Origin of the sequence: Novosphingobium sp. Gsoil 351 (genome assembly GCF_009707465.1) — a bacterium.
Taxonomy (GTDB): domain Bacteria; phylum Pseudomonadota; class Alphaproteobacteria; order Sphingomonadales; family Sphingomonadaceae; genus Novosphingobium.
The window spans coordinates 3,151,449-3,172,728 of sequence record NZ_CP046120.1 but is presented as its reverse complement, the minus strand read 5'-3'; the positions used below and the strand labels follow the sequence as shown (position 1 = coordinate 3,172,728).

Sequence of the window (21,280 nt, the reverse complement as noted above, 5' to 3'; positions counted from 1 at the left end):
CATCTCAGCTTGCGGTGACGACTAGGGCCGCCATCGCTAGTCTCCCGCTACCTTCTGCGTGTTTGGCAGCTTCCGTTGCATCGGCGAGAGCCCTCTCCTGTATGGATCGGGAATGAGCCGCGAGTTCGTTGGCAAGCGGACTTCCCAGGCACATACCGCGCGCAAGCGCTTCGGCGCTACGTGGAGGGCTGATTTGCTCGACACGCTCGATTGTGACCGTGGTAAAGCCGGAAGCCCGCAGTTGGCTTTCGATCAATTCAGGATCGTTATATCCGAAGGGAGTTCGAGCGAGGAACTCCGGCTTGGGTGCCGGCACGCTGTCGCAAACAGCCTTGTGAATCGCTGCGCTTCCGGGGTTCGAATCGATGCGGTCCCAAACGTTGAATAGCAAGGTGCCGCCGGGAACCAATACGCGGCGCGCCTCGGCATATGCGCCCATCTTGTCGGGAAAGAACATCGCGCCGAATTGAATAAGGACCAGATCAAAGGAGCGGTGGTCAAAGGGGAGGCTCTGGGCATCGGCCTCCTCGAACGAGAGGTTGGCAAACTGCCCTCGGGATCGGGCAACCTCGAGCATCGCGAGGTTGAGATCCGTCGCGACGATGCGCGCGTTGGGCAACGCCTCGGCCAGAAGGTGACTTACCACCCCCGTTCCTGCCGCTACTTCCAGAACTTCGCGGGATTTCAACGCCATTGCCCTGGCAACCAGATCCTTGGCAAACGGTGCGAACAGCACCGGCACCAAATGTTCTTCGTAAAGTGAAGGAATGGATCCCACGAACTTTGCATCAAGCTTCATGGCATGCTCCGCAGAAGTGGCCGGTCACAGTCTAACCTGTCACTCAGCTGCATGCGATACCGTCCAGCATTGTCGACCTCGCGAGAAGCATCGCGCCTGTCGCCCCCATCTAGGCGTCGCCCGGAAAGGGGCCGGTTCCTGCCTGGCCGCTCAGAAGGGCCAATCTAAGATTTTCGCCGTTTGGACCGGAGCGGCAATCGCCCGGCACAATGCCGGATGGTTGGCGTGACATTTGCCTGACGGCCGGTCGCCGGGCTTACTGAGATGACGGACGCGACCCAAATGTACGCCCGCCACGCCAGCCGCCTCGCGGCGCGATACGAGCAAATGTCTTCCGACGAAGCATTGCCCGATCTTTCGGAGCTACGCGCCCAAAGAGTCTGCCTCGTCTTGCGCTGGATGTCCGTGCCGGCTCGGAGCGCGTTTATCCCGAAAGCCGAGCGGCTACGCCAGCGTTATGGGCGTTCTTCCTGCTTGCACTGACCCGGAGGGCCGCAGTTGAAGAAGTTGGCATCTATGTAGCTCGCCACGGCTTGCCCCAGCAACGCGCCGTGCACGTCGCCGGTGCGGAAGTGCAAGCCGCCGAACACTCGCGCATCGATGACATCCGGGATGACCCCGCTGAAGCTGATGTAGTGCCGCGTCGACCCCAACCCCGTCGTCCCGGCGGGACCCGGGCTGGCGATATCGAACACGGCCTGGTCGCTGCCGAAGAAGGCCTTTGCAGCGTTCATCACTCCGCTGAAGACGCAATTGGCGCCCGATGGTTCGTCCGCGTACGGCGGCAACGCGAGAAGCGAAGTCCAGGTCGCATCGGCCGCGGTATCGGGATTGCCGTCATCGGCCGCGAGCTGGATCGCCGTCGTCGGGCGCCAGAAGCCCCAGCGAGCCTTTTCCGCCCAGCAGTTGATCAGGCTGTCCGCCCCGGACATGCTGGTCATCGCGTGGAATCGCGCTTGCTCGGTGATCGTCAGGTCCTTCGCAGCCGCAACCTGGCGCATGGCTGCGTAAATCATCGGGAGGGGGTGTCCGCCCGACCAATATGCCAATTCGGTCTGAGCTGGCGTCCGGGTAGAGCCGGTAACCCGGCCCAACGCCTTCACCTCGTTGAATTCGATCGTGTACTGGGCGCTTGTCAGCGAGTTTGGCCCCGTCGTCTGATAATAATCCTGCTGCGGCAATGTAAACGGTTTCACGTTACGGACCCACGCGTTGGGATCGTTCACGGGCATGGGGCGCCATTGCCCCGGTCCCGGCGATGACGGGAACGGAAAGCCCCCGGGGCCGAAGCGGCCGTCACCAACCCGATTGGCGAGCATTGCCGCCGCCGCCTCGGCGCCGACCTTCTTGCCCGCGTCTTTCGCGTCGCCGTTCGGGATCGTATCCAGCAAGCCCTGGTAATCTGAATCGAGGCGGGATTTGATCGCGGCCTTGAGATCGGTGGTCACTGTTGCCGTCAACGGGGCCTGATCGACAAGGGCATTCAGAACATCATGCGCCGCCGTCGCTGACGCCGCGCCCTTGGAGGCGCTGGTGGGTGCTTGCAATCCGCCGAGGTAGGCGTCGTGACCACCCTTGATGGCGTTGACGGCGTCGTAGACCGCGCCCTGGACGATCGCCAGATGAATGAACGCGACCGGAGGCGGGAACCCGAGGCCCGATGGGCTGCCGGTGGGTGCGTTGACGAGCGTGGTCGCCGCCTTCTCGTTCCAGACGGCCACCGCGTCGGTCTCAGCGGTAACGGGTGCAGGGGTGGGCTTGAGCTGGCTGAGCGCGGCGGCGGGAGCCTGCCCAAGCGTTACGGCTGAAGGCATTGGATCCGAACTGCCGCCGCACCCTGCCGCCATCAGCGACAGGACCCCGCAGGCAAGCGTTGCGCGGATGCGCGGCAACTGAGCGGAATAGCAACCGGATCCAGTTTTCATGTCTTGGTACTCCCTATTTCATTTCGCACCCTAACACCCGAACCGGTATCGCAACTCAGGGATGGCCCCACTTACCCGCCTCAAGACTCCGCGGAGGCAAATTCAACGCCCTCGGCTTTGCTTGCAATGACCTGGAGCCGATCTCCTGCCGATCTTATGCCGATTTCTGGCGGACTGCTTGAGACAAACACCAACCTCAAGTTTCTGACATCATTGCCTGAGGTCGATCCTTGTGCGTGGCTTGCCGACACCATCGCGCTCGTTGCCGATAGCCCCCGCTCGCCGGACGTTGATACTCGTGCTTCCACCACCCCTTGGACCAATCGCTCCCAGAAAAGCCTTGCTGACCCCGAACTCCGCGCGCAGCCGCCTCGGATCAGAGCTGGAGAACCGATGAAGATCGGGCGCATGGTTCGGCATCCTGGCTGCGATCGTTGCGCCGAGCTTATTCGTGTCGCAGCGTAAGCACCGTGAAGCGCGGCCAAAGTTTTGGTGAAGTGTTGATGAAGCGTCGCCAAAAAGACGTCAAAGCGTGCGGCTTGAATGGAATCAGCCCGGAAAACGAAGCATCATGCCGATCCGGCGGCCCTCGCCCACAATCAAGTCGGTCGGTCGCGGGATGCTTAGATAGAACGCAGCCGGACGATCCGCGGCGAAGGCTGAATAGCGCGCGTTACCGAGGTTCTGCCCCAAAGCTCGGCGGCGAACGGGCCCGCGGGGATAGAGAGGCGAGGCACAATGCCCGTCATTTCAGGCGCACGTCTCATTGGACACCCACTCGTCATACCAAGTGGCGGATGCGGGGTTCAAAGCGCGCCGCGGGTCCGCCGGTCATTGTGCTTTGCACCTACTCGCAGCCCCTCCGTCAGCCCCACTCCAGCACCCACAATAGCGATCGTGTCAAACCTCATGCTTAGTGCCGACGAGAGCCTTCCAGCGGGAATTCACGACGGGCAGCAATTTCGCGGCGACTCGTAGCCATCGAAGGCTCTCACGAATTGCATTGCCCCGATCACCTCATCCTTTCGGCATTCGATATCCCTCCCAAGGTTCACCGGCAAATGCGCAGTCGCCTCCCCGCGACGATGAAGGTTTGCCAAAGAGTTGATGAAGCCAATAATATCAAAATGTTGTATCAACTTCATCGGCCCCGTTCGATGAACCAGTCGTGCTCGCTGAATTCGTCGCACAGGAGTAGAATTGCTTTTGCCGTGGACTAGAACCCACGGATTGTGGGCGGTGCTATGGCGGATGGGACTGACGAAAGCTGGCAGGTCGGCGACCTGACCATTGATGTGGGGGCGCAGTCGATCTCACGCGACGGCGATGCCATTTCCCTGCCTCAGCTTTCGTTCGAGTTTATGCTCGCATTGGTTCGTGCAGCCCCGAAGGTTCTATCCATCGATGCTCTGATGGACCGGGTGTGGAAGGGGATCTTCGTCAATCCGGAGACGATCACCCAGCGCGCCAAGCTGCTTCGCGACGCGCTCGGCGACGACCCGAAGGACCCCCGCTACTTCGCTGCGCGGCGGGGAGCCGGTTATCAGATGGTTGCGGCGCCGGTGCGTCTCGGCGGCGGCGAGGCAGCGCCGATGCAGCAAGCCGCCCGGCGATGGAAAATGATCTTTGGTGCCGCAGCGCTGGGGCTAGCCGCGACCGGCGGCTTGGCGGCGATGACGATCTGGCCCCGCGCCGACCAGACTGCCTCGAAGGTTTCGTTGCGAGTTGCAGTGCTGCCCTTCGACAATCTCAGCAGTGACCCTGCCGACGCCTACATCGCTCGCAGCATTCCCGAAATGGTGCTCAACCGGCTTTCAACGATGCGCGGATTGACCGTTATCGCCCGCGATTCCGCACTGATGAGCAGTGCAGCGGGCGCCCCCGCCAGGAAAGCTGGAAGGCAGTTGCAGGCCGGCTATGTCGTCAAAGGCAGCATCCAGCGCACTGGCGACACCTTGCGGGTGACATGCTTCGTCGTGGATACCACCAGGGGCGTGCGGCTCTGGTCGGAGCGATACGACTGGCCGATCAACAAGCTCTATGCGCTGCAGGACCGCATTGCCGAGCGGGTAGCAACGTCGCTGGAAACAAGGACAAGCAATCTGGGCGATCTTGCCCCAGCCGCTGCGGCCACCCGCAATACCGATGCGTATCTCGCCTATCTCAAGGGGAAGTCGCTGCTGGGCCGGTTCACGGTCAGGGAAACCGACGCGGCGGCCGGATATTTTGAACGGGCGGTCAAGCTCGATCCTGAGTTCGCGCCCGCCATGGTCGCGCTGTTCGATGCGCGCATGCAAGGCGCCGATTTGCGCCGGGACGACCTCGGACCGGTCCGTGCCCGCTACCAGCCACTGCTCGAGAAAGCCTTGCGGCTCGCTCCCGGTTCAGGCGAAGCTTGGTTTGCGGAGGCCATGTGGGCGAATGCATCGCGGGACCAGAAGGCCGCCTGGTTCCGCCGTGCGGCCCGGCTCGACCCGAGCAATAGCCGTGGCCTCACTTCATTTGCCCAGTTCCTGGGAGGCGGTCAGAACGGCGGCACCATCGACGGCATCGGCGACGGCACCGTCACCCGCGATGGCGAAAACGGCGCCGAACGCAAGCGCCTGCTCGAGCGAGTGCTGACTATAGATCCGCTCAACCCGCGCGCCCGCTTTATTGCCATCATGCAGAGGCTTGGAGAAGCGACTCCCGAGCAGATGGAAGCCGAACAAGTGCGGGCGCTTGCGCTCGATCCGGACAACTACCCACTCGCCAACCGCTACGCCAGCCGCCGCTGGATGTTTCATGGCGAGACTGCCGAAGCCATCGAGCGAATGGAGCGGGCAATTGCCACCGACCCGCAGAATCCCTGGGGCCCGCACATGGCGGTGGCGTTCTATCTCGACGCCGGCGATCTCGAGGCCGCGCAAAGGCTGGCCGCAACGACCCCGGCAACCCGGGATTCGACCCGCGCGATTTTGGCCCAATATCGGGGCGACTGGCGATCTGCCGCGCAGGCGGCGCTCGGACGCCGTGGAACCCTGTTCAACCGGTTCCAGAACTGGTTGTGGGTCGAGTCGATCAGGGACCAGGCCTTTCATACAAAGCAATATGCCTCGGCCGCCGAGACCATTGCTTCGCGCTATGGCTTCGACCTGAGCGATCCAAGAACGCAGAGCCTGCCGCAATCGACGGTTGCGCCGGTGTTGGGTCAAATCTTGCTCGCACAGGGCAAACGGCAGGCGGGCGAGCGGTTTCTTGCGCAGACCATTCAATGGCTCGATGCGCATCCGCGTTATGGAATTGTCGGCATCTACCGCACGAGGGCGGCCGCCTTGATGCTGTTGGGAGAACGCGATCAGGCGCTCAGCAATCTCAAGGCGGCGATCGAAACCGGTCATGACATCCGCCATTGGTGGTACTTGATCGAGCACGAGCCGATCTGGGTGCCAGTCCATGACGATCCGCGCTTCAAGGAGATTTCCGAATATTGCCGGCACGCGGCCCGTTTACAGCGGGACAAGCTCGACGCCTTGCGCCGGGCGGGTAGAGTGCCGGTGAGGCCTCCGGCCGGCCGGACCTGAAGAAATGAAGTGTTCGCTCATCTTTCCGGATCGCCTCCGGCACCTGCGCCTTGCGCTTTTGGCGGCTACGGCGATGCCTTGGGCCGCGCTTGCAGAAGAAGCCGACCCTGAGATTATCGTCACCGCCCGGCGCCAGGACGAGCGCTTTGCCGACATTCCCCTGACGGTGAATGTGGTGACCGCGGGCGCGATCGGATCCGGAGCGGTCGAGGGCTTGCAGTCGCTTGCCACGAAAGTGCCGGGACTATCGTTCGAGAACGTACAAGGAGGGTTCAGCGAGCCTGTGCTGCGCGGCCAGCACCAGCCCAATCCCACGAGTGACTCGGCAACCGCGCTGTTCGTCGACGGCGTCTATCAAGCGAGCCGCGACGGCAAGGACGTGGAACCGCTCGATCTCGAGCGGATCGAAGTGGTGCACGGGCCGCAAAGCGCCTTGTTCGGCCATTCGAGCTTCGCCGGTTTGATTGCCTACGTCCCGGCGCGCCCCACCGAAGGGTCCTTTGCGACCATTTCTGGCGGTTTCGGCAGCGACCGCAATTTCGATATGGGCGGTACCGTCTCGGGGCCGATCGACCAACTTTTGGCAGGCCGGATCGCGCTCGCTTGGCGCAACGCCGGTGGGACTTGGAAGAACACCGCGGCGCCTGGCGAGCACCTCGGCGGCCTTCGCAGCAACGCGATCTCCGCGACGATTGCCACGCGCGATGGAACGGGGCCGCTGGGGCTGCGCCTGTCCGCCCGGTACGGTTCGATCCGCACCGCGCAACAGCCCCAGTTCACGCTCGATTATCGCCAGTACAACTGCGGTGCGCGCGATCCTGCGTCGGGTGTCTGGAGCTACTTTTGCGGCGTCGCTCCGATTCCCTCGCAAATCGCCCTCTCGCCGGGAATTCCTGAATCCACCAACCACACCGGGCAAGTTGCGCTCCACTTGACCCTCGAACTCGGCCAAATCGAACTGCTGTCGGACACGAGCTATTACGAGGCGAGAACGACCTCGTTCCGCGACGCCGACGGTTATCCCGGCGGCGAGCTGTTCGGGGTCTGCGCGACAGGGGTCAACTGTTCGGGCCCGGCCAGCCTCGTTCTGCCCGTATTGCGGCTTCAGCCGGTCGATCGCGTGGGCCGGACCGGCCGCAACACACGCGAATTCGTCCAGGAGTTGCGCTTCCGCAGCGCAGGGCCGGGGAGACTCGAGTGGCAAGCCGGAGCGGTCGCTTTCGTGACGAGGATGCGCTCGATCGATGCTTTCGGAGCGGCCCGCGGATCGCTGACCCCGACCGAGCGGCTGACCTCTCTCGTGCTGGCTAATCCACAACGCGTCGGCGCCCTCGCCTTCGTCAACAATGCCCTTGTCGCAGATCCGAACGCCAGCCAACTGGTTCAGAACGATGCAGCAGAGCACCGCCAGACCTTGGCGCTCTTTGCCGCCGCCGACTACCGCCTCGCCACCGCAGTGCGCTTGCGCGGCGAATTGCGCGGCAATTGGGAGCGGGTGGCGCTCGACGCCCGTCTGGCTAACTTCCGCTCCAGCTTTGGCAAGACCCTCGGCCCGCGCAGGTTCTTCGACCTGACGCCCCGCGTCAGCATCGACTTTCGGCCCGAACCGGGCTGGCTGACTTATGCCTCCTATGCGCGCGGATCGCGGTCGGGGGGAATCAATCCACAGCCCAATCTTGTTCCCGAAGAGCAGACCTTCGAGCCCGAAAGCAACTGGACCGCCGAGTTGGGCGTCAAATACGCTGGCCACGGCGTGCTGCGTTCGGCGCAAGCGACCGGCTATCATATCGACTGGCGCAACACCCAGATCGTCGGGTTTCCGGTGACGCCTGGTATTGGCTCGCTGATTTCCCACAACACCAAGGGGATCGAGACTTGGGGGATCGAACTCGCAGGTGATCTGGCCCCGGCGCGCTGGCTCGGGCTCGACGCTGCCTTCAGTTATGCCCACGCGCGATTCAAGCCGGGCAGCGAGGATCCGGGCGGCAGTGCATTCTGCGGCCTGGCGCTTGGTGTATCCACTTCCAGCTTCTGCCGGATCGTGCCAAGCCATGTCCTGCCCGGGCAACTGGTCCCCGATATTTCGGGAAACCGCCCATCGCGCTCCGTCGGGACGAGCTGGACCGCTGGTTTGACGCTGGAGCCACTGGCGGGACGACGGCTGCGGGTCGAGCTGTCGCATCAGGGCAACGTCTTCGACCGTCAGATCGAGGGTCTCGCCTTTGGCGCGCGTACGCTGCTCGACGCGCGCTTTTCGTTTCCGCTCGGCCCGGTAGCGACCGAGCTGTGGGGCACCAACCTCACCGATCGGCGATACATCCGGAGCGCAGGCGGTGGCGGCGGTCGGGCGGCATCGTTCTACCTCGGCCAGCCGCGACCGCAGGACTTCGTCCTGGGCGAGCGCCGCCGCCTTGGCCTGACAGTGCGCTATCCCCGCTGACGTTTTGCTCGCCGTCTGGCTTCAGCCAATCTTTGGCGAAGCTTGACCGAGTCTTCGCTTCGGCTTCACGGTGGACACAGTCCGATCGTGGTAGTCCGGTCCCCTTCTCGTTGGAGAGCGGACTATGACCAGCTACATCCGAATGTCGGCACTTTTTGCCACCGCGGCAGCGCTTTCCGGATGTGGCGGCGGAAGCGGTGGGGTGGCATCGCTGACCAGCACACCGCCGCCAGTCGCGCAATCATCGCAGCCCGCAGGCCCGACTGCGTCGTCGAGTTCCTACACCGTGACGACGATTCCATCGCCAGCGACACGGCCCGGCACATATCAGGCCATTGCCGTGCTGACCGACACGGCTTCGACGTCCTATCGCCTGGCCGCGCCCGGCGAAGTGCAGATAACCACCTATCAGGCGGGACCGGCCACTGGCGACGTTTCCTACACGATCCAGCTTACCGCGCCGGCTTTGCCCGGCGGACCGACCAGTTCGACCGCGACCTTCACGCCGCAATCGAGAGACTTCTCCCCCGTCGGTTTGGGCCAAATACCGCTCAAGTTCGGCGACGATCTAACCGCAACCGACAGCTCGGGAAGGATCAAGCTCAACAGCTCGAGAAGGCGCGACTACACCAATCCGGTTTCCGAGGCGTTCAGCAGCACCCGGCGAATCCAGAATTATCTCGGTACCTATGACGTTGGCCTGTCATACGTCTCGTTGGGAGAATGGACTTACCAACTCGCCGCCACCGACAGCTCTGGAAACGTCTACGAGAAAAGCTCGGTCCTGTTCGTCCATGGCGACAGGACTCCCGCTGCGCAGATCCCAGTAACTGGTACCGCAAGCTACCGTGCGGCTTCTCTCGGAGGAGTCGATCTAACGCTTTCGGCAGACTTCGCCCAACGTGCCATGTCAGCGCAACTCTCTCAGGAGTACGCTCTGTCCGGCGGCAGCGTCGGGGGATTCAGCGTCACCACCGGACTGGATATCCATGGAACGGGACCGATCCTGCAATCTGGCACATTTACGATACCGCTAAGCGGTTGGTTCATCGCCGACCAGAACACAAGAACCTCGCCCGCGACCGGGCTACTCGATGGGGCATTCTTCGGTCCCAATGCGATGCAGGTTGGCGGTGTCTTCGCGCTAGGAACGAATCCAGGCGAAGCGTCGATCAGCGACGCCTTCGTCGGTTTGAAAAACTGAGCGTCCGCCATCCCCCGAAAGGGGAGACCCAACCATGAAGACCCCTACCGTCACCCTCTTCACAGCCGCTTGACTCAAGGACCGCGATTTTCTGGTCCAGGGAAAGGATTGTTCGCCATGATCCGCCGCAGCCAACTTCCCGCCCTTCCTTTGATCCTCGCCCTTGCTGCGTGCGGCGGCGGTCGCGGTGGTGGCGATCTCGTCAGCGCGCCGCCCCCGCTCGCGGCTCCAGTCGCTTCCACGCCGGCGCCAATGCCGAGCCCGGCTCCGGCGTCCACTCCGACGCCGAGCCCTACGCCCGAACCGAGCCCAGCCCCGGCCCTGACTTCGAGCGAAACCTCGTTGACCCCACTCAGCGGGTATGCCGGCCAGATTGCGGGAACCACCGGTGCAATCGCGATCAAACACGAGGTCAGGGGGGCTCCCCGCAGTTTGGCGTTAACGGACCCGAAAGCGCGCAAATCCTTTCCGCCGCAGCGGTCAGCTTCACCGCCGCGCCGGCGTCGGGAATCTATACGCTGGAGGTGACAGCGGTGCCGTTCCCGATGCGGGGCGCCTACGACCTCAGCAGGGCCGACGACCTTGGCAACGTGCTCAAAGGACCTGGGCAGTTCGGCAATCATGTTACAATCGTCGATCACTTTTCCGATGGATCGAGTTCGACCCGTCAGTTCGATGCGGTCGGCGCGCGGGTCTACGGGCCGGTCAACGACACCTCCGCCACGACCACGGAGGGCTTGGTATTCAACTACAACCTCGGTCTTCGCTACGTATCCTACGGTGGGTGGGAGCGGACCGAATATACCAAGGATCCCGCTTGCAACTGCAACCGCAGCGGACCGGTGCAGACCCTCATGTTCGTCACCGGGCGGCGAACCGAAGCCGGCGAACTGCCGCACTCGGGAACGGCCAGCTATTCGGCATCGCTCGTCAGCAACGCAGGCAACAGCGCGAACACGATAAGGTTGATCGACAGCTTTACGCTGTCCGCCGACTTCGGACGCCAGACGATGGCGGCGAGGCTGTTCACCCAGGCCGGGCTTCGTCCAGGCGGGTACGACGGCGGCTCGTTCACTGTCACCGGCCTCGACGTCAACGGCGCCGGGCCGATCCGTAGCGACGGCGGCTTTACGCTTGCGCTTGCCGGCACCAGCCTGACTCCGTTCGGCGGACCGGGCGGGATCGATCAGCCCGGCAGGATCAGCGGCAGCCTCGAAGGCGCGTTCTTCGGACCCTCCGCAGACGAAGCCGGCGGCGTGCTCCACCTGCTGCGTGACGGCGCCCTGGCGATCGCCGGAGCGTTCGTCGGCACGCGCAACTGACATTCAGTTCCTCCCGATCAAAGGAGTCTTCGCCATGACCGGTCGCAGCCCGCATCTGGCTCTCCCGCTGATCCTCATCCTCGCTGCTTGCGGAGGAGGAGGCGGCGCGAGCATCGCCATCGACGGCGCCTTCTTCGGACCGCAGGCGGCCGAAGTCGGCGGGGTCTATCAATTTTTCAGGGACGGCACCGAGTACACGGCCGGGGTCTTTGCCGCTGCAAAGGGGCCATGATCGCATCGTCCGAGGGAAACCGCTGCCATGCTCCGCCCCATCGATTTCAGCCTGCTTCCTGTGGTGCTTCAGCTTTCCCTCGCCACCTCTGTGCTTGGCAACGAGGCAGCGCCGGGCGAGCCGCCCCAATCCATCCGCCTTGAAAGCCTTTCCGCCGATGATGTCCTCGCGATTGCCGGCCGCCTGATCGACGTCGGGCGCCATGACGAGGCGCAGGCGCTGCTCGACCGGCTGGCGGCGGACCGGGCGGGCGGGGTCGAACGCGATTTCCTCGACGCGATGATCGCGCTCGCCCGCAAGGACTACAAGCGCGCCGAGGCACTGTTTCGCAAGATCCTCGCGGACGACCCCAGCCTGGTTCGGGTCCGCCTAGAACTGGCGCGGACGCTGTTCCTCCAGCAAGACGACGAGGACGCCGACTACCACTTCAAGCTCGCCATCGCCGCGCACCCGCCCGAAGCCGTAATCGCCAACATCGCCCGGTTCCGCGAGGCGATCCGCGCGCGGCGGGCGTGGCGCTTCAACCTGACGCTCGGCATCGCGCCCGACAGCAACATCAATTCCGCCACCGCCAAAGAGCAGGTCGATGTGTTCGGACTGCCTTTCGAGCTCGATCCGGAATCGCGCGCGCGGTCGGGCATCGGGGCGATCGTTGCCGCGGACGCCAACGTCCGCATCCGGCGCAACACGGCCTTGCCGATCTACCTGGGCGCTTACGGCCGCTTGGCTCGTTATGACGACCACCGGTTCAACGACATCTACGTCGGCGGCGAAGCCGGGCCCGAGTTTCGCCTTGAGGGCGGGCGGCTGCGCGTCGCGGCGACCGGGCTCCAGCGCTGGTACGGCGGTCGGCAGCTTGTTAGCAGTCTCGGTGGGAAACTCAATTACGACCGGATCATCGGCGGCAAATGGGCGCTCGAAGTCTCGCTCGCGACGCGCCACAACGCCTATGCGCGGCGTTCTGACGTCGATGGCTGGGACCTCGAGGCCGCGCTCTCGGCCAACCGTGCGCTCAGCACCTCGGCGCTCGCTTTCGCCTACGCCAGCGTCGAGCGGAGCATTTTTAACGATCACGGCCAGACGAGCTGGCAGAGCCGGATCGGCGGTGGGGTGCTCAAGGAGATCGCCTGGGGCCTGCGCCCGCAGATTTCACTCGAGGTCGGCCGTCAGGTCAATGACGGCCCGCTCGCCCCGTTCGGTCGCACCCGGCGCGACTGGCGGTTGCAAGCTTCGGCCAGCATCTACAAGCAAGACTGGAACGTTTCCGGTTTCGCCCCCTCGCTGCGCTTCAGCTACAGCCGCAGCTTCTCGACAATCGCCCTCTACGACCAGAAGCGCCAGCGCGCCGAGTTGGGCATCGCCAAGGCCTTCTGACAGCAATACACTGGATCAGTCCAAATGAGCCGGAACAAGCCTGGCATTGCGGAATATTCGCCTGCTTAACTGTCTCTTTGGCAAACCTTCACAATCATTCGCGCCGCGCGATGCTAGCGCTGCGCGAGGCTGGACTCACCCAGCCGGTCCGAGTTCCGGGTGCCGAAGCTCCTTTTGGCGGCAACTCAATGATGGTCGCCGTATTGTTTCAGACGGTACTGGGAACTTCGAGAGACTAAGGAGTACCATAGTGAAGCGACTGAAGAACGCGATTGCGGCAGCCGGCTTGCTGGCCACCGCGACGATGGCGCAGGCAGCAGAAGTTGCCACCACAACCGCGCCGGCGATGGGAGCTAATGAATTGGGGGGTGGGAGCACGTTGCTGTGGATTGCCATAGCGGTTGCCCTCGGAGTTGGGCTCTTCCTTGTCATCGACGATAACAATAAGCCCGATAGCCCCTGAGCCGCCCCCACCTCGTCCGCTTGCGGTGTTAATGGCGGAATTGCGGCCCCTCGCGTCGGTGGAGGGCCCAATTTCCTCCGCAAAGGGGCGCTTATGAAAGTCTTCAGAACACAGGGGCCCATTCCTAAATGACCGGAATGCGGGCGCAAAGCTGGTAGAAGCCACAGCTCGCGCGAGCGGCGGTTAACCAACATTTGAGATTTGACTGCGGATTTGCCGGATCGTCCGACATTGCCGCCAGTTGAGTGTCGGCAAAAACTATGTCCGCTTTTCGGCGATCGGCAACGAGGTTGGAATGCCTGAGATCAAGCGCGAAGCTGACGAGCAGTTGCTGGATAGCTTGCCTGGATCGACCTGGTAAGTCCGGGTGCACTAATCAATCCGCGGTGGTCGCAGGCAGGTCTGGCGCGTCCACATTGATCGACAACATCCAACGCGCCGAAAAGCGGCCAATGTAGGGTGCGGCGGGATCAAGTTTTCGCGAGCTACCCCGTTATGCGTCTGCAAGCCATGCCCCAATCCGTGGATCGCGAATGCCGAGCACTTCCTCAAGCAGGTAGCCCGCCCGCACTCGCACAATCTTCTCGGACGCTTCTGCAACGGCGCATATGATCGCATCTACATAGTGAGCGGCTTGCGTTCGCCAGATGGCAATCACCTGATCCATCCCCCCGCACCACGCAGGAGCGGCAAGCGTATCCCGGAAGGTCGCCCCGGGCGGACTCACCCTCGTGCGGTCAGGATCGAAGCTTGTCGGTGAAAGCGGGTTGCTCAGTTCATGACGGTGCAACGGGCGGCCTCGCACTTCCGGACAGGGCTTGGGTTTTGTGAGCGGGAACAGGCGTTCCTCGTCACTGTCGGAATTCAGATCGTCTCCGAGCATGGCCGCCATATAATGACGGGCACACCCAGCCCATTGACCGCGCATTGGCGCGGATATGTGCAGCTCCGAAGTGTCAGCGCCCAGTCCGTGGAAAGCGAGCGCACTGGCGTGGGATAGATAGCCGAAAGGGTCGGCGTCGAGGATCACCTTGGTGGCATCGCCGTCACCGACAGTGAACAAGACTGACGTGAAATCCGGATCGCGTCGAAGATAGTGAGACGGAACTTCACCCGGATAATGGCCGAGATCAAAGGTCGCTTCCGAAAGGAGCTTTCTTGCACGTCGTGCATTAAGAGGGCCATTGCGTGAAGGAAGCTTGGTGCCGCGATAGCCTCGGTCGCGAAATAACTGGCGAGCAAGCACGAACAGGTCAAATTCGGTGACCACAGCGCGACCGCTATCCCGAGCCATTTGGACGAGAAGGGTTGCTGCGGCGCTCATGCTGTTGTTTGGAGGATGGGAGTGATGTCCTTAGGACATCACTTCCATCCTCGAATCAGTCTGGATCTTTGTGGTTGCTCGCTAGGCGTTTTTAACCGGCCATCAAACCGGACATTCTAAGGGACAAGACTTACGTTGAATATGCCTCTATATGACAGAAATGCGCTATTTCAAGCATACCTTAAACGGGACATGAAAGCGGACATATAAGTGGCGGAAGACCGCGGCGAAACGATCGATTCAATGCAGCCGATGAAAATTGGCGAAGGTTCACCGCGCCTGCCGGCCGTACGCGATCTTGCCGTTGATCTTGCTGCGAAGGCAGCCGCCTTTGGCAGCAGCCTTCCCCAGGGCGTGAGCGCTGCATTGGCCGACCTCGTTCGGGCTATGAATTGCTATTACAGCAATCTCATCGAAGGCCATGACACTCATCCGATCGACATTGAGCGAGCCCTTCGCAACGACTTTAGCGACGACCCCGTCAAGCGCGACCTCCAACTTGAAGCACGCGCGCACATCGAAGTGCAGCAGTGGATCGATGAGGGCGGGCTCTCCGGCCGTGCTCATACGCGTGCGGGCCTGGAGGAAACCCATGCCCGTTTCTGCGCCGAATTGCCCGAAGATCTCCTGTGGGTGGAGTTGCCGAATACGGGTGAACGCGTGCGCGTCGAACCCGGACAGGTGCGTGAGCGCGACGTTCAAGTGGGCCGCCATGTCGCCATCAGCCCAGGCGCGGTGCCGCGCTTTATGGAGCATTTCGAATGGGCCTACGGCAGACTCCGGGCGCAGCGATGCCATCGTCTCGGTGGCGGCCGCCCACCACCGCTTCGTGTGGATTCACCCCTTTCTCGATGGCAACGGCCGTGTCGCACGGCTGATGTCGCATGCAATGATGCTCGACGCGCTCGACACTGGCGGTATTTGGTCAGTAGCCCGCGGACTAGGTCGAACCGCCGAGCGCTATAAGCAGCACCTTGCGGCTTGCGATCTGCCGCGACGCAATGATCTCGATGGAAGGGGGGCCCTCAGCGAGGAGGAACTGGCGGGTTTCACAGCCTACTTTCTGCAGGCTTGCATCGACCAGGTCGAGTTCATGTCGGGATTGGTTGAGCCGAACCGGCTGCGGCTACGTATTCACCAATGGGTGGCCGAAGAGGCCGCGCTCGGCAACCTGCCAGCAAAGGCGGCGAACGTACTCGACGCCGTGCTTTATCGTGGCGAAATTCCACGCGGGGAGCTCGAGACAATTGTTGGGACAGGCGAACGTCAGGCCCGCCGTGTCGCATCGGCACTCATTGATATGGGTGTTCTCTCATCTCAAAGCTCGCGGGCGCCTCTCCATATCGCCTTTCCTGCCACGCTAGCATTACGTTGGATGCCCGGACTCTTCCCAGAAAAGCCAACCTAAAAAGGGCCTGACTCTCGGCGACGTATCCTGAACCCGGACGGCGGCGTTCGGAGACGGTGTCGGGAGCGGAAATGTCCGACATGACGGCGCTAAACGGACTTTGATCTCGTGATTTAAATCGGATCGGAGAGTGCCATCTCACGCGAAAGACGTTCCCTCCCGCGTCTTATCATCGACATGCCTCCCTCGGGTAGCATGGGCCAGTCATCCCCCCGCTTGGTGCTGCGACTTCCCTCGCCGCAAGGTGGTCACTCTCGAGTTTACATCAGATAAGACGTCACTGTCATGCAACGTCTTTAATCGCTAGACCCCCTGCGGTAGAAACTATGTCATCGGTCTGAAGCAGGCAGTCAGGCCAACGCGATCAATACTCCACAACCGCCCGCTGCCTTGGCAATCGCACCAACTAGCCCGCGCTATGCCCTTTAAACAATAACCACTTGTCGCTCATTTGGAGTGATGATAAAATAAGCCCATTTTTGGGTCGACTATATTTCGGATTTTTTCCTCATTACCAGTGCAGTGAGCAGTGTTGCGAACGCGATCGCGCTAACGTACCAAAAAAACCAAGTTTCGTGACCATAAGCCTTAAATTGTAGTGCGACAAATTCGGCAGTTCCGCCAAATATCCCGTTGCCGATGCCATATGTAAGCCCGACCCCCAGTGCTCGAATATGGATAGGGAAGAGCTCGGCTTTGAAAAGACCGCTGACTGAGGTATAAAAACTGCTGATAAACATTCCGCAGACGATCAACGCAAATGCCGTTGTAGGTGAGGTCGCCGCCCCCGCGGCCTTCATCAACGGGACCGTGAGCAAAGTCGCAAGCAAGCCAAAGATGATCAGGTTCGTTCGCCGGCCGATGCGATCGGACAGTGCGCCGAGCGCGGGCTGAAACGCAATGAACGGCACCAGTGCTGCCGTCATGATCCAGTTGGCGGTAGAAGGCGCGATTTGCGCGGTGTTGACCAGGTACTTCTGCATGTACGTCGAGAAGGTGTAGAATGTCAGCGAGCCGCCCGCTGTAAGCCCGAGCACGATCAGAACCGCGCGCCAATGCCGAACGAGCTCGATCAGGCTCCCCCCGGCCGAGCCTTCAGTACCGCCCGAAGATTCCACCAGCAAATGCCGTAACGAGAGGATCAGGAGCGCGCCGCCGGCACCGAGCAAAAACGCCACACGCCAGCCGTATGCCGCCATTTCCACCTCGCTCAGCATGGTTTGCAGGAGCAGGATGACCATGAGCGCGGCAAGTTGTCCGCCGATCAATGTGACATATTGAAAGGACGCGTAATATCCGCGTCGAGAGCCCACGGCGATCTCCGCCATGTACGTCGCGGTGGCGCCGTATTGCCCGCCGGTCGAAAAGCCTTGGATCATTCGGCCTAGCAGGAGGAGTGCTGGGGCCGCAGATCCTGCTTGGGCGTAAGTCGGCAACACCGCGATCATGAACGATCCCAAGCCCATCAGCAGAACGGATCGAACCAGCGATACGCGGCGGCCGTGACGGTCAGCCAGCCGCCCAAAGTACCACCCTCCGAGTGGCCGTAGCAAAAAGCCGACAGCAAAAATCCCGGCCGTGCCGATCAGTTGCGCGGTTCGATCGCCTTCCGGGAAAAATGCCTTCGAGAAATAGATCGCGGTGAATGCGTAGACGTAGAAATCGTACCATTCTATCAAGTTGCCAGCGGATCCGGCGATGATCGCCTTCAGCATCTGCCGAGTGGTCAGCCCATCCGCCTGCGGTGTCGCGTCCGAGCCCCCATTGTTTCCCCCATGGTTCCTCCGGCCGGCCGCCCGGCGCCGCGCGTGCCCGCTCGCCCATGCGCGCGGGGCGAGGCTGGATTGTCCTGCATCATCGAACCCGGACGAACTTCTCGACCGCCCGTCCGCGAACTTCCGCGACGTAGATAGCCCCACGTCGATCGACCGTGACCATGTGCGCTCCCGTCATCCCGACGATGTGAGAGAGAACGTTTCCGTTGCGCGTGTTGACCACGGTCAGGCCCTCGCTGCCGGCGGTTCCGTCGGCAACGTAGATGACGTCGTCCGAAGTGATCGCCAAGCCATAAGGAGTGGCCGCATTGGTGATCTGACCAAGGTAGGTCCCCCGCTGGTCGAAGATCTCGACGCGCTTGTTTCCTCGATTGGCTACATAGAGGCGGCCGCGCGAATCCATCACGATGCTGTGAGGCGTGATCAGTTCGCCCGGCGCGGAGCCTTTTGCCCCCAGTAGCCGATAAATTTGCCCTTCTTCGAGTATCTGACGACCCTGGTGTTGGAGCTCTCACCGTCCGCGACGAAAATGTCGCCATTGGGCGCAAAGGCTACGTCGGCCGGGCCGTTCAGCGATACCCGGGAATCGTTCGCTCCCGCGACACCCCTGGTGCCCAGCGTCATCAAGAGTCTACCGTCGCGTGTGAACTTCATGACCTGGTGGAGCTTTTTGTCGGTCACCCATACGTTGTCGTGTCGGTCCACGCGCAAGGCGTGCGCAGCGGAAAACAGGCCCTCTCCCCAAGAGCGCAGGAACTTACCTCTCGCATCAAAGACCATCACTCGCGAAGGCGTGCGCTGGAAGGCGTAGATGTTGCCTCTGCTGTCGACGTCGACGCCGCTCATCTCCTGCCATGAGTCGCCGGGCGCAAGTTTGGCCCAGTTTGCCACCCTCTCGTAGCTTCTTGCAGGCTGAGCCAACGCAGATTGCGTCGGTGCGGCGGCAAGCCCTGCTGCGAGGCTGAGCGCGAAGAGCCACAGCTTGAACAAAGAGGTACTCTTCATCATTAATCCCTGTGTCGGATTCGATTTACTCATTCGGTCAGCAGCAGCGAAAGCCGCCCCGCCCGCCCCCACCAAACCGCGCCGCCTGGCGATTTCTGACGAACTCGGCGCGGTTCATCGGCATTGCTTCCGGGTGGTGGCTCCGCTGGTGGAGCAGATAGTCGGTGTAGCTCGGCATGCCGACCATGAGCCTGCCGCAGTCGGCGGTGCGCTGCGCCAATCGGACGAGGAGAGCGACGCCTCTCATGCGGGTGCGTGCGCCAACTGGATCGAAGTCTCGCGCGCTGTCGGTCCCGCTGCGCGCAATGCGAGCAGACAGGCGCGCACCCCGTACGCGGTCATCGCGAGCGTCACGACGATGAAGAACGCGCACAGGGCGGCGTCGATGCGATCGTTCATCACGATTTTCTGCATGTCGAAAAGGGATTTGGCGGGCGCGATAACTCGTCCTTCGTTCAAGCCCTGCGAGATGCGACTGGCATGCTGAAGGAACCCGACTGCGGGGTCCGAAGAGAACAACTTGAGGAACGCGGCCGTCAGTGTGCAGACGAATAGCCAGGCGGCTGGTCCCGCGGTGACCCAAGCGTAGCGGTGGCGCTTCCCCTTGAACAGCACGACAGTCGCGAAGGTCAGCGCGATGCAGGCCAGCATCTGGTTCGAGAGCGCAAATAGCGGCCACAGGGTGTTTACGCCGCCAAGTGGATCGGTCGCCCCTTGGTAGAGGAAGAAGCCCCATGCTGATACGCACAGGCCGGTGGCAACGAGGTTGGGAACCAACGCCGACGTCTTGCGGAACGCAGGGACAAAAACGCCAATGAGGTCCTGCAACATGAAGCGGCCGGCTCGAGTTCCCGCATCGATCGCGGTGAGGATGAAAAGGGCCTCGAACAGGATCGCGAAGTGGTACCAGAACGACATCATCGCCCTGCCACCGAGGAACTGGGAGAAGATGTGCGCCATTCCCACAGCAAGGGTCGGGGCCCCGCCAGCGCGCGAGATGATTGTCACCTCGCCTATTTCTTGCGCGGTCCGGGTCAGAACGTCCGGGGTGACAGCGAACCCCATGGCGGTGATCGCCGCGGCAGCGCTTTGCGCATCGGCACCCACGACCGCGCTCGGACTGTTCATGGCAAAGTAGATCGCGGGATCAAGGATCGAGGCGGCGAGGATCGCCATCAATGCCACGAACGATTCCATCAACATGGCGCCGTAGCCGACGAAGCGGGTATCAGCCTCGTTTCCGATGAGCTTGGGGGTCGTGCCCGAGGAAATAAGGGCATGGAAGCCCGATACGGCGCCACAAGCGATGGTGATGAAAAGGAAAGGGAAGACGGACCCTGACCAAACCGGCCCACCACCATGGATGAATTGGGTGAAAGCCGGCATGCGCAGCTCAGGCTGGACGATGAATACCCCGAGCGCCAACAACACGATCGCGCCGATTTTCATGAAGGTCGAGAGATAGTCGCGCGGCGCGAGCAACAGCCAGACGGGCAGGATGGAGGCGACGGCGCCGTACGCTATCAGCACCCAGCACAACTGCAGCTCGGTCAAGGTGAACAGCGAGGCGAGATATGGATCGGTCGATATGTAGCGTCCGCTCAAGACAGCCAGGATCAGCAAGACAAATCCCGCGATCGAAACCTCGGCGATCCTGCCGGGCCGTACGAACCGCATGTAGAATCCCATCAGGAGCGCGATGGGAATTGTGGCTGCAACCGTGCTTGCCCCCCAGGGGCTATGCGCCAAGGCTTTGACGACAATCAGGGCCAGCACTGCCAGGATAATGATCATGATCACAAAGGTGCCAACCTGCGCGATCAGCCCCGGAACGAGACCCATCTCCTCGCGCACCATTTCACCCAGCGATCGGCCCCCGCGCCGCATCGAGAGGGCAAGGATGATGAAATCCTGGACTGCGCCGGCCGCCACCGCGCCGATGACGATCCACAGTACCCCTGGAAGATAGCCCAGTTGCGAGGCCAGTATAGGGCCGACCAAAGGCCCGGCCCCCGCGATCGCCGCGAAGTGGTGACCGAACAGGACGTATTTGTTGGTCGGGACGAAATCCAAGCCGTCGTTGCACGCTACCGCGGGAGTGGGACGCTTGGGATCCAGACCCAGGACCCGATCGGCGATGAACTGGCTGTAGAAGCGAAACGCCAGGACGTAGACGCACACCGCTGCGGTCAAAAGCCACATGGCGTTGACGTGCTCGCCCCGCGATGCCGCAACGAGGCCCAGCGCGGTTGCGCCCAACAGTCCTACCGCTACCCATACCGCCCGCATTCTCATCATGTCTCATTCCGAACTTTAGGTGGCGCTCATGGTGGGGAAGTCATGCCCGGCATCATTCGCGGCCTCGGAGCCTGCATCCTGCAGGGCTGTCGATGAAAGGGCGCCGGATCGAAGAGCGTCGCGTTGGCGACAACGTCCTCCGATGGTC

The 21,280-nt window shown here is 62.2% G+C and carries 17 protein-coding genes; 8 read left to right on the top strand and 9 right to left on the bottom strand.

Going from position 1 to position 21,280, the window contains the following annotated elements; all coding sequences use genetic code 11:
- Positions 1-4: 4 nt before the first annotated feature.
- Both GKE62_RS15315 and GKE62_RS15310 read right to left on the bottom strand, forming a co-directional pair.
- Positions 5-799, bottom strand: a complete 795-nt coding sequence (locus GKE62_RS15315; protein WP_154692992.1) for a class I SAM-dependent methyltransferase — start codon at positions 797-799, stop codon at positions 5-7.
- Positions 800-1,254: 455 nt separating this feature from the next.
- Positions 1,255-2,724, bottom strand: a complete 1,470-nt coding sequence (locus GKE62_RS15310; RefSeq protein WP_154692991.1) for a vanadium-dependent haloperoxidase — start codon at positions 2,722-2,724, stop codon at positions 1,255-1,257.
- 1,244 nt (positions 2,725-3,968) lie between these two features.
- Between GKE62_RS15310 and GKE62_RS15305 the strand changes: the two genes are divergently transcribed.
- From GKE62_RS15305 to GKE62_RS15275, 7 genes are all read left to right on the top strand, one after another.
- Positions 3,969-6,287 carry a tetratricopeptide repeat protein gene (locus GKE62_RS15305; protein WP_154692990.1) on the top strand — a complete coding sequence of 773 codons (2,319 nt, stop codon included), beginning with the start codon at positions 3,969-3,971 and terminating at the stop codon, positions 6,285-6,287.
- 4 nt (positions 6,288-6,291) lie between these two features.
- Positions 6,292-8,727, top strand: coding sequence for a TonB-dependent receptor (locus tag GKE62_RS15300; protein ID WP_154692989.1), 2,436 nt, complete (start codon positions 6,292-6,294; stop codon positions 8,725-8,727).
- Between the two features lie 124 nt (positions 8,728-8,851).
- On the top strand, positions 8,852-9,931 hold the full coding sequence (locus GKE62_RS15295; RefSeq protein WP_154692988.1) for a hypothetical protein: 1,080 nt from the start codon (positions 8,852-8,854) through the stop codon (positions 9,929-9,931).
- A 533-nt stretch (positions 9,932-10,464) separates the two neighbouring features.
- Complete coding sequence (locus tag GKE62_RS15290) at positions 10,465-11,253, top strand: hypothetical protein (RefSeq protein ID WP_195908447.1); 789 nt, start codon at positions 10,465-10,467, stop codon at positions 11,251-11,253.
- Positions 11,254-11,287: 34 nt separating this feature from the next.
- Positions 11,288-11,485: a hypothetical protein gene (locus GKE62_RS15285; protein WP_154692986.1), complete on the top strand. Its 198-nt coding sequence runs from the start codon at positions 11,288-11,290 to the stop codon at positions 11,483-11,485.
- A gap of 27 nt (positions 11,486-11,512) precedes the next feature.
- Entirely contained in the window at positions 11,513-12,859 is a 1,347-nt protein-coding gene (locus GKE62_RS15280) for a surface lipoprotein assembly modifier (RefSeq protein ID WP_154692985.1), read from the top strand.
- Positions 12,860-13,109: 250 nt separating this feature from the next.
- Positions 13,110-13,322: a hypothetical protein gene (locus GKE62_RS15275; protein ID WP_154692984.1), complete on the top strand. Its 213-nt coding sequence runs from the start codon at positions 13,110-13,112 to the stop codon at positions 13,320-13,322.
- 493 nt (positions 13,323-13,815) lie between these two features.
- Here the strand turns inward: GKE62_RS15275 and GKE62_RS15270 are convergent, their stop codons facing one another.
- Together GKE62_RS15270 and GKE62_RS19135 are read right to left on the bottom strand one after the other, a co-directional pair.
- On the bottom strand, positions 13,816-14,646 hold the full coding sequence (locus GKE62_RS15270; RefSeq protein ID WP_230206740.1) for a hypothetical protein: 831 nt from the start codon (positions 14,644-14,646) through the stop codon (positions 13,816-13,818).
- 270 nt (positions 14,647-14,916) lie between these two features.
- Positions 14,917-15,348: a hypothetical protein gene (locus tag GKE62_RS19135; RefSeq protein WP_230206739.1), complete on the bottom strand. Its 432-nt coding sequence runs from the start codon at positions 15,346-15,348 to the stop codon at positions 14,917-14,919.
- Here GKE62_RS19135 and GKE62_RS19130 point away from each other — a divergent pair.
- Positions 15,332-16,054, top strand: coding sequence for a Fic family protein (locus tag GKE62_RS19130; protein WP_230206738.1), 723 nt, complete (start codon positions 15,332-15,334; stop codon positions 16,052-16,054). The two genes, GKE62_RS19135 and GKE62_RS19130, sit on opposite strands and share 17 nt — an antisense overlap.
- Before the next feature lie 488 nt (positions 16,055-16,542).
- Here GKE62_RS19130 and GKE62_RS15260 read toward each other — a convergent pair whose 3' ends face one another.
- The 5 genes from GKE62_RS15260 to GKE62_RS15240 form a co-directional block, all read right to left on the bottom strand.
- Positions 16,543-17,769: an MFS transporter gene (locus GKE62_RS15260; RefSeq protein WP_154692982.1), complete on the bottom strand. Its 1,227-nt coding sequence runs from the start codon at positions 17,767-17,769 to the stop codon at positions 16,543-16,545.
- A 139-nt stretch (positions 17,770-17,908) separates the two neighbouring features.
- On the bottom strand, positions 17,909-18,238 hold the full coding sequence (locus GKE62_RS15255; RefSeq protein ID WP_255453615.1) for a hypothetical protein: 330 nt from the start codon (positions 18,236-18,238) through the stop codon (positions 17,909-17,911).
- Positions 18,239-18,252: 14 nt separating this feature from the next.
- Positions 18,253-18,834 (bottom strand): hypothetical protein, encoded by a 582-nt coding sequence (locus GKE62_RS15250; RefSeq protein ID WP_195908446.1) that lies wholly within the window; start codon positions 18,832-18,834, stop codon positions 18,253-18,255.
- Positions 18,835-18,871: 37 nt separating this feature from the next.
- On the bottom strand, positions 18,872-19,081 hold the full coding sequence (locus tag GKE62_RS15245) for a YbdD/YjiX family protein (RefSeq protein ID WP_154692979.1): 210 nt from the start codon (positions 19,079-19,081) through the stop codon (positions 18,872-18,874).
- Entirely contained in the window at positions 19,078-21,129 is a 2,052-nt protein-coding gene (locus tag GKE62_RS15240) for a carbon starvation CstA family protein (RefSeq protein ID WP_305080864.1), read from the bottom strand. The genes GKE62_RS15245 and GKE62_RS15240 overlap by 4 nt, the downstream gene beginning before the upstream one ends.
- Positions 21,130-21,280 lie beyond the last annotated feature (151 nt).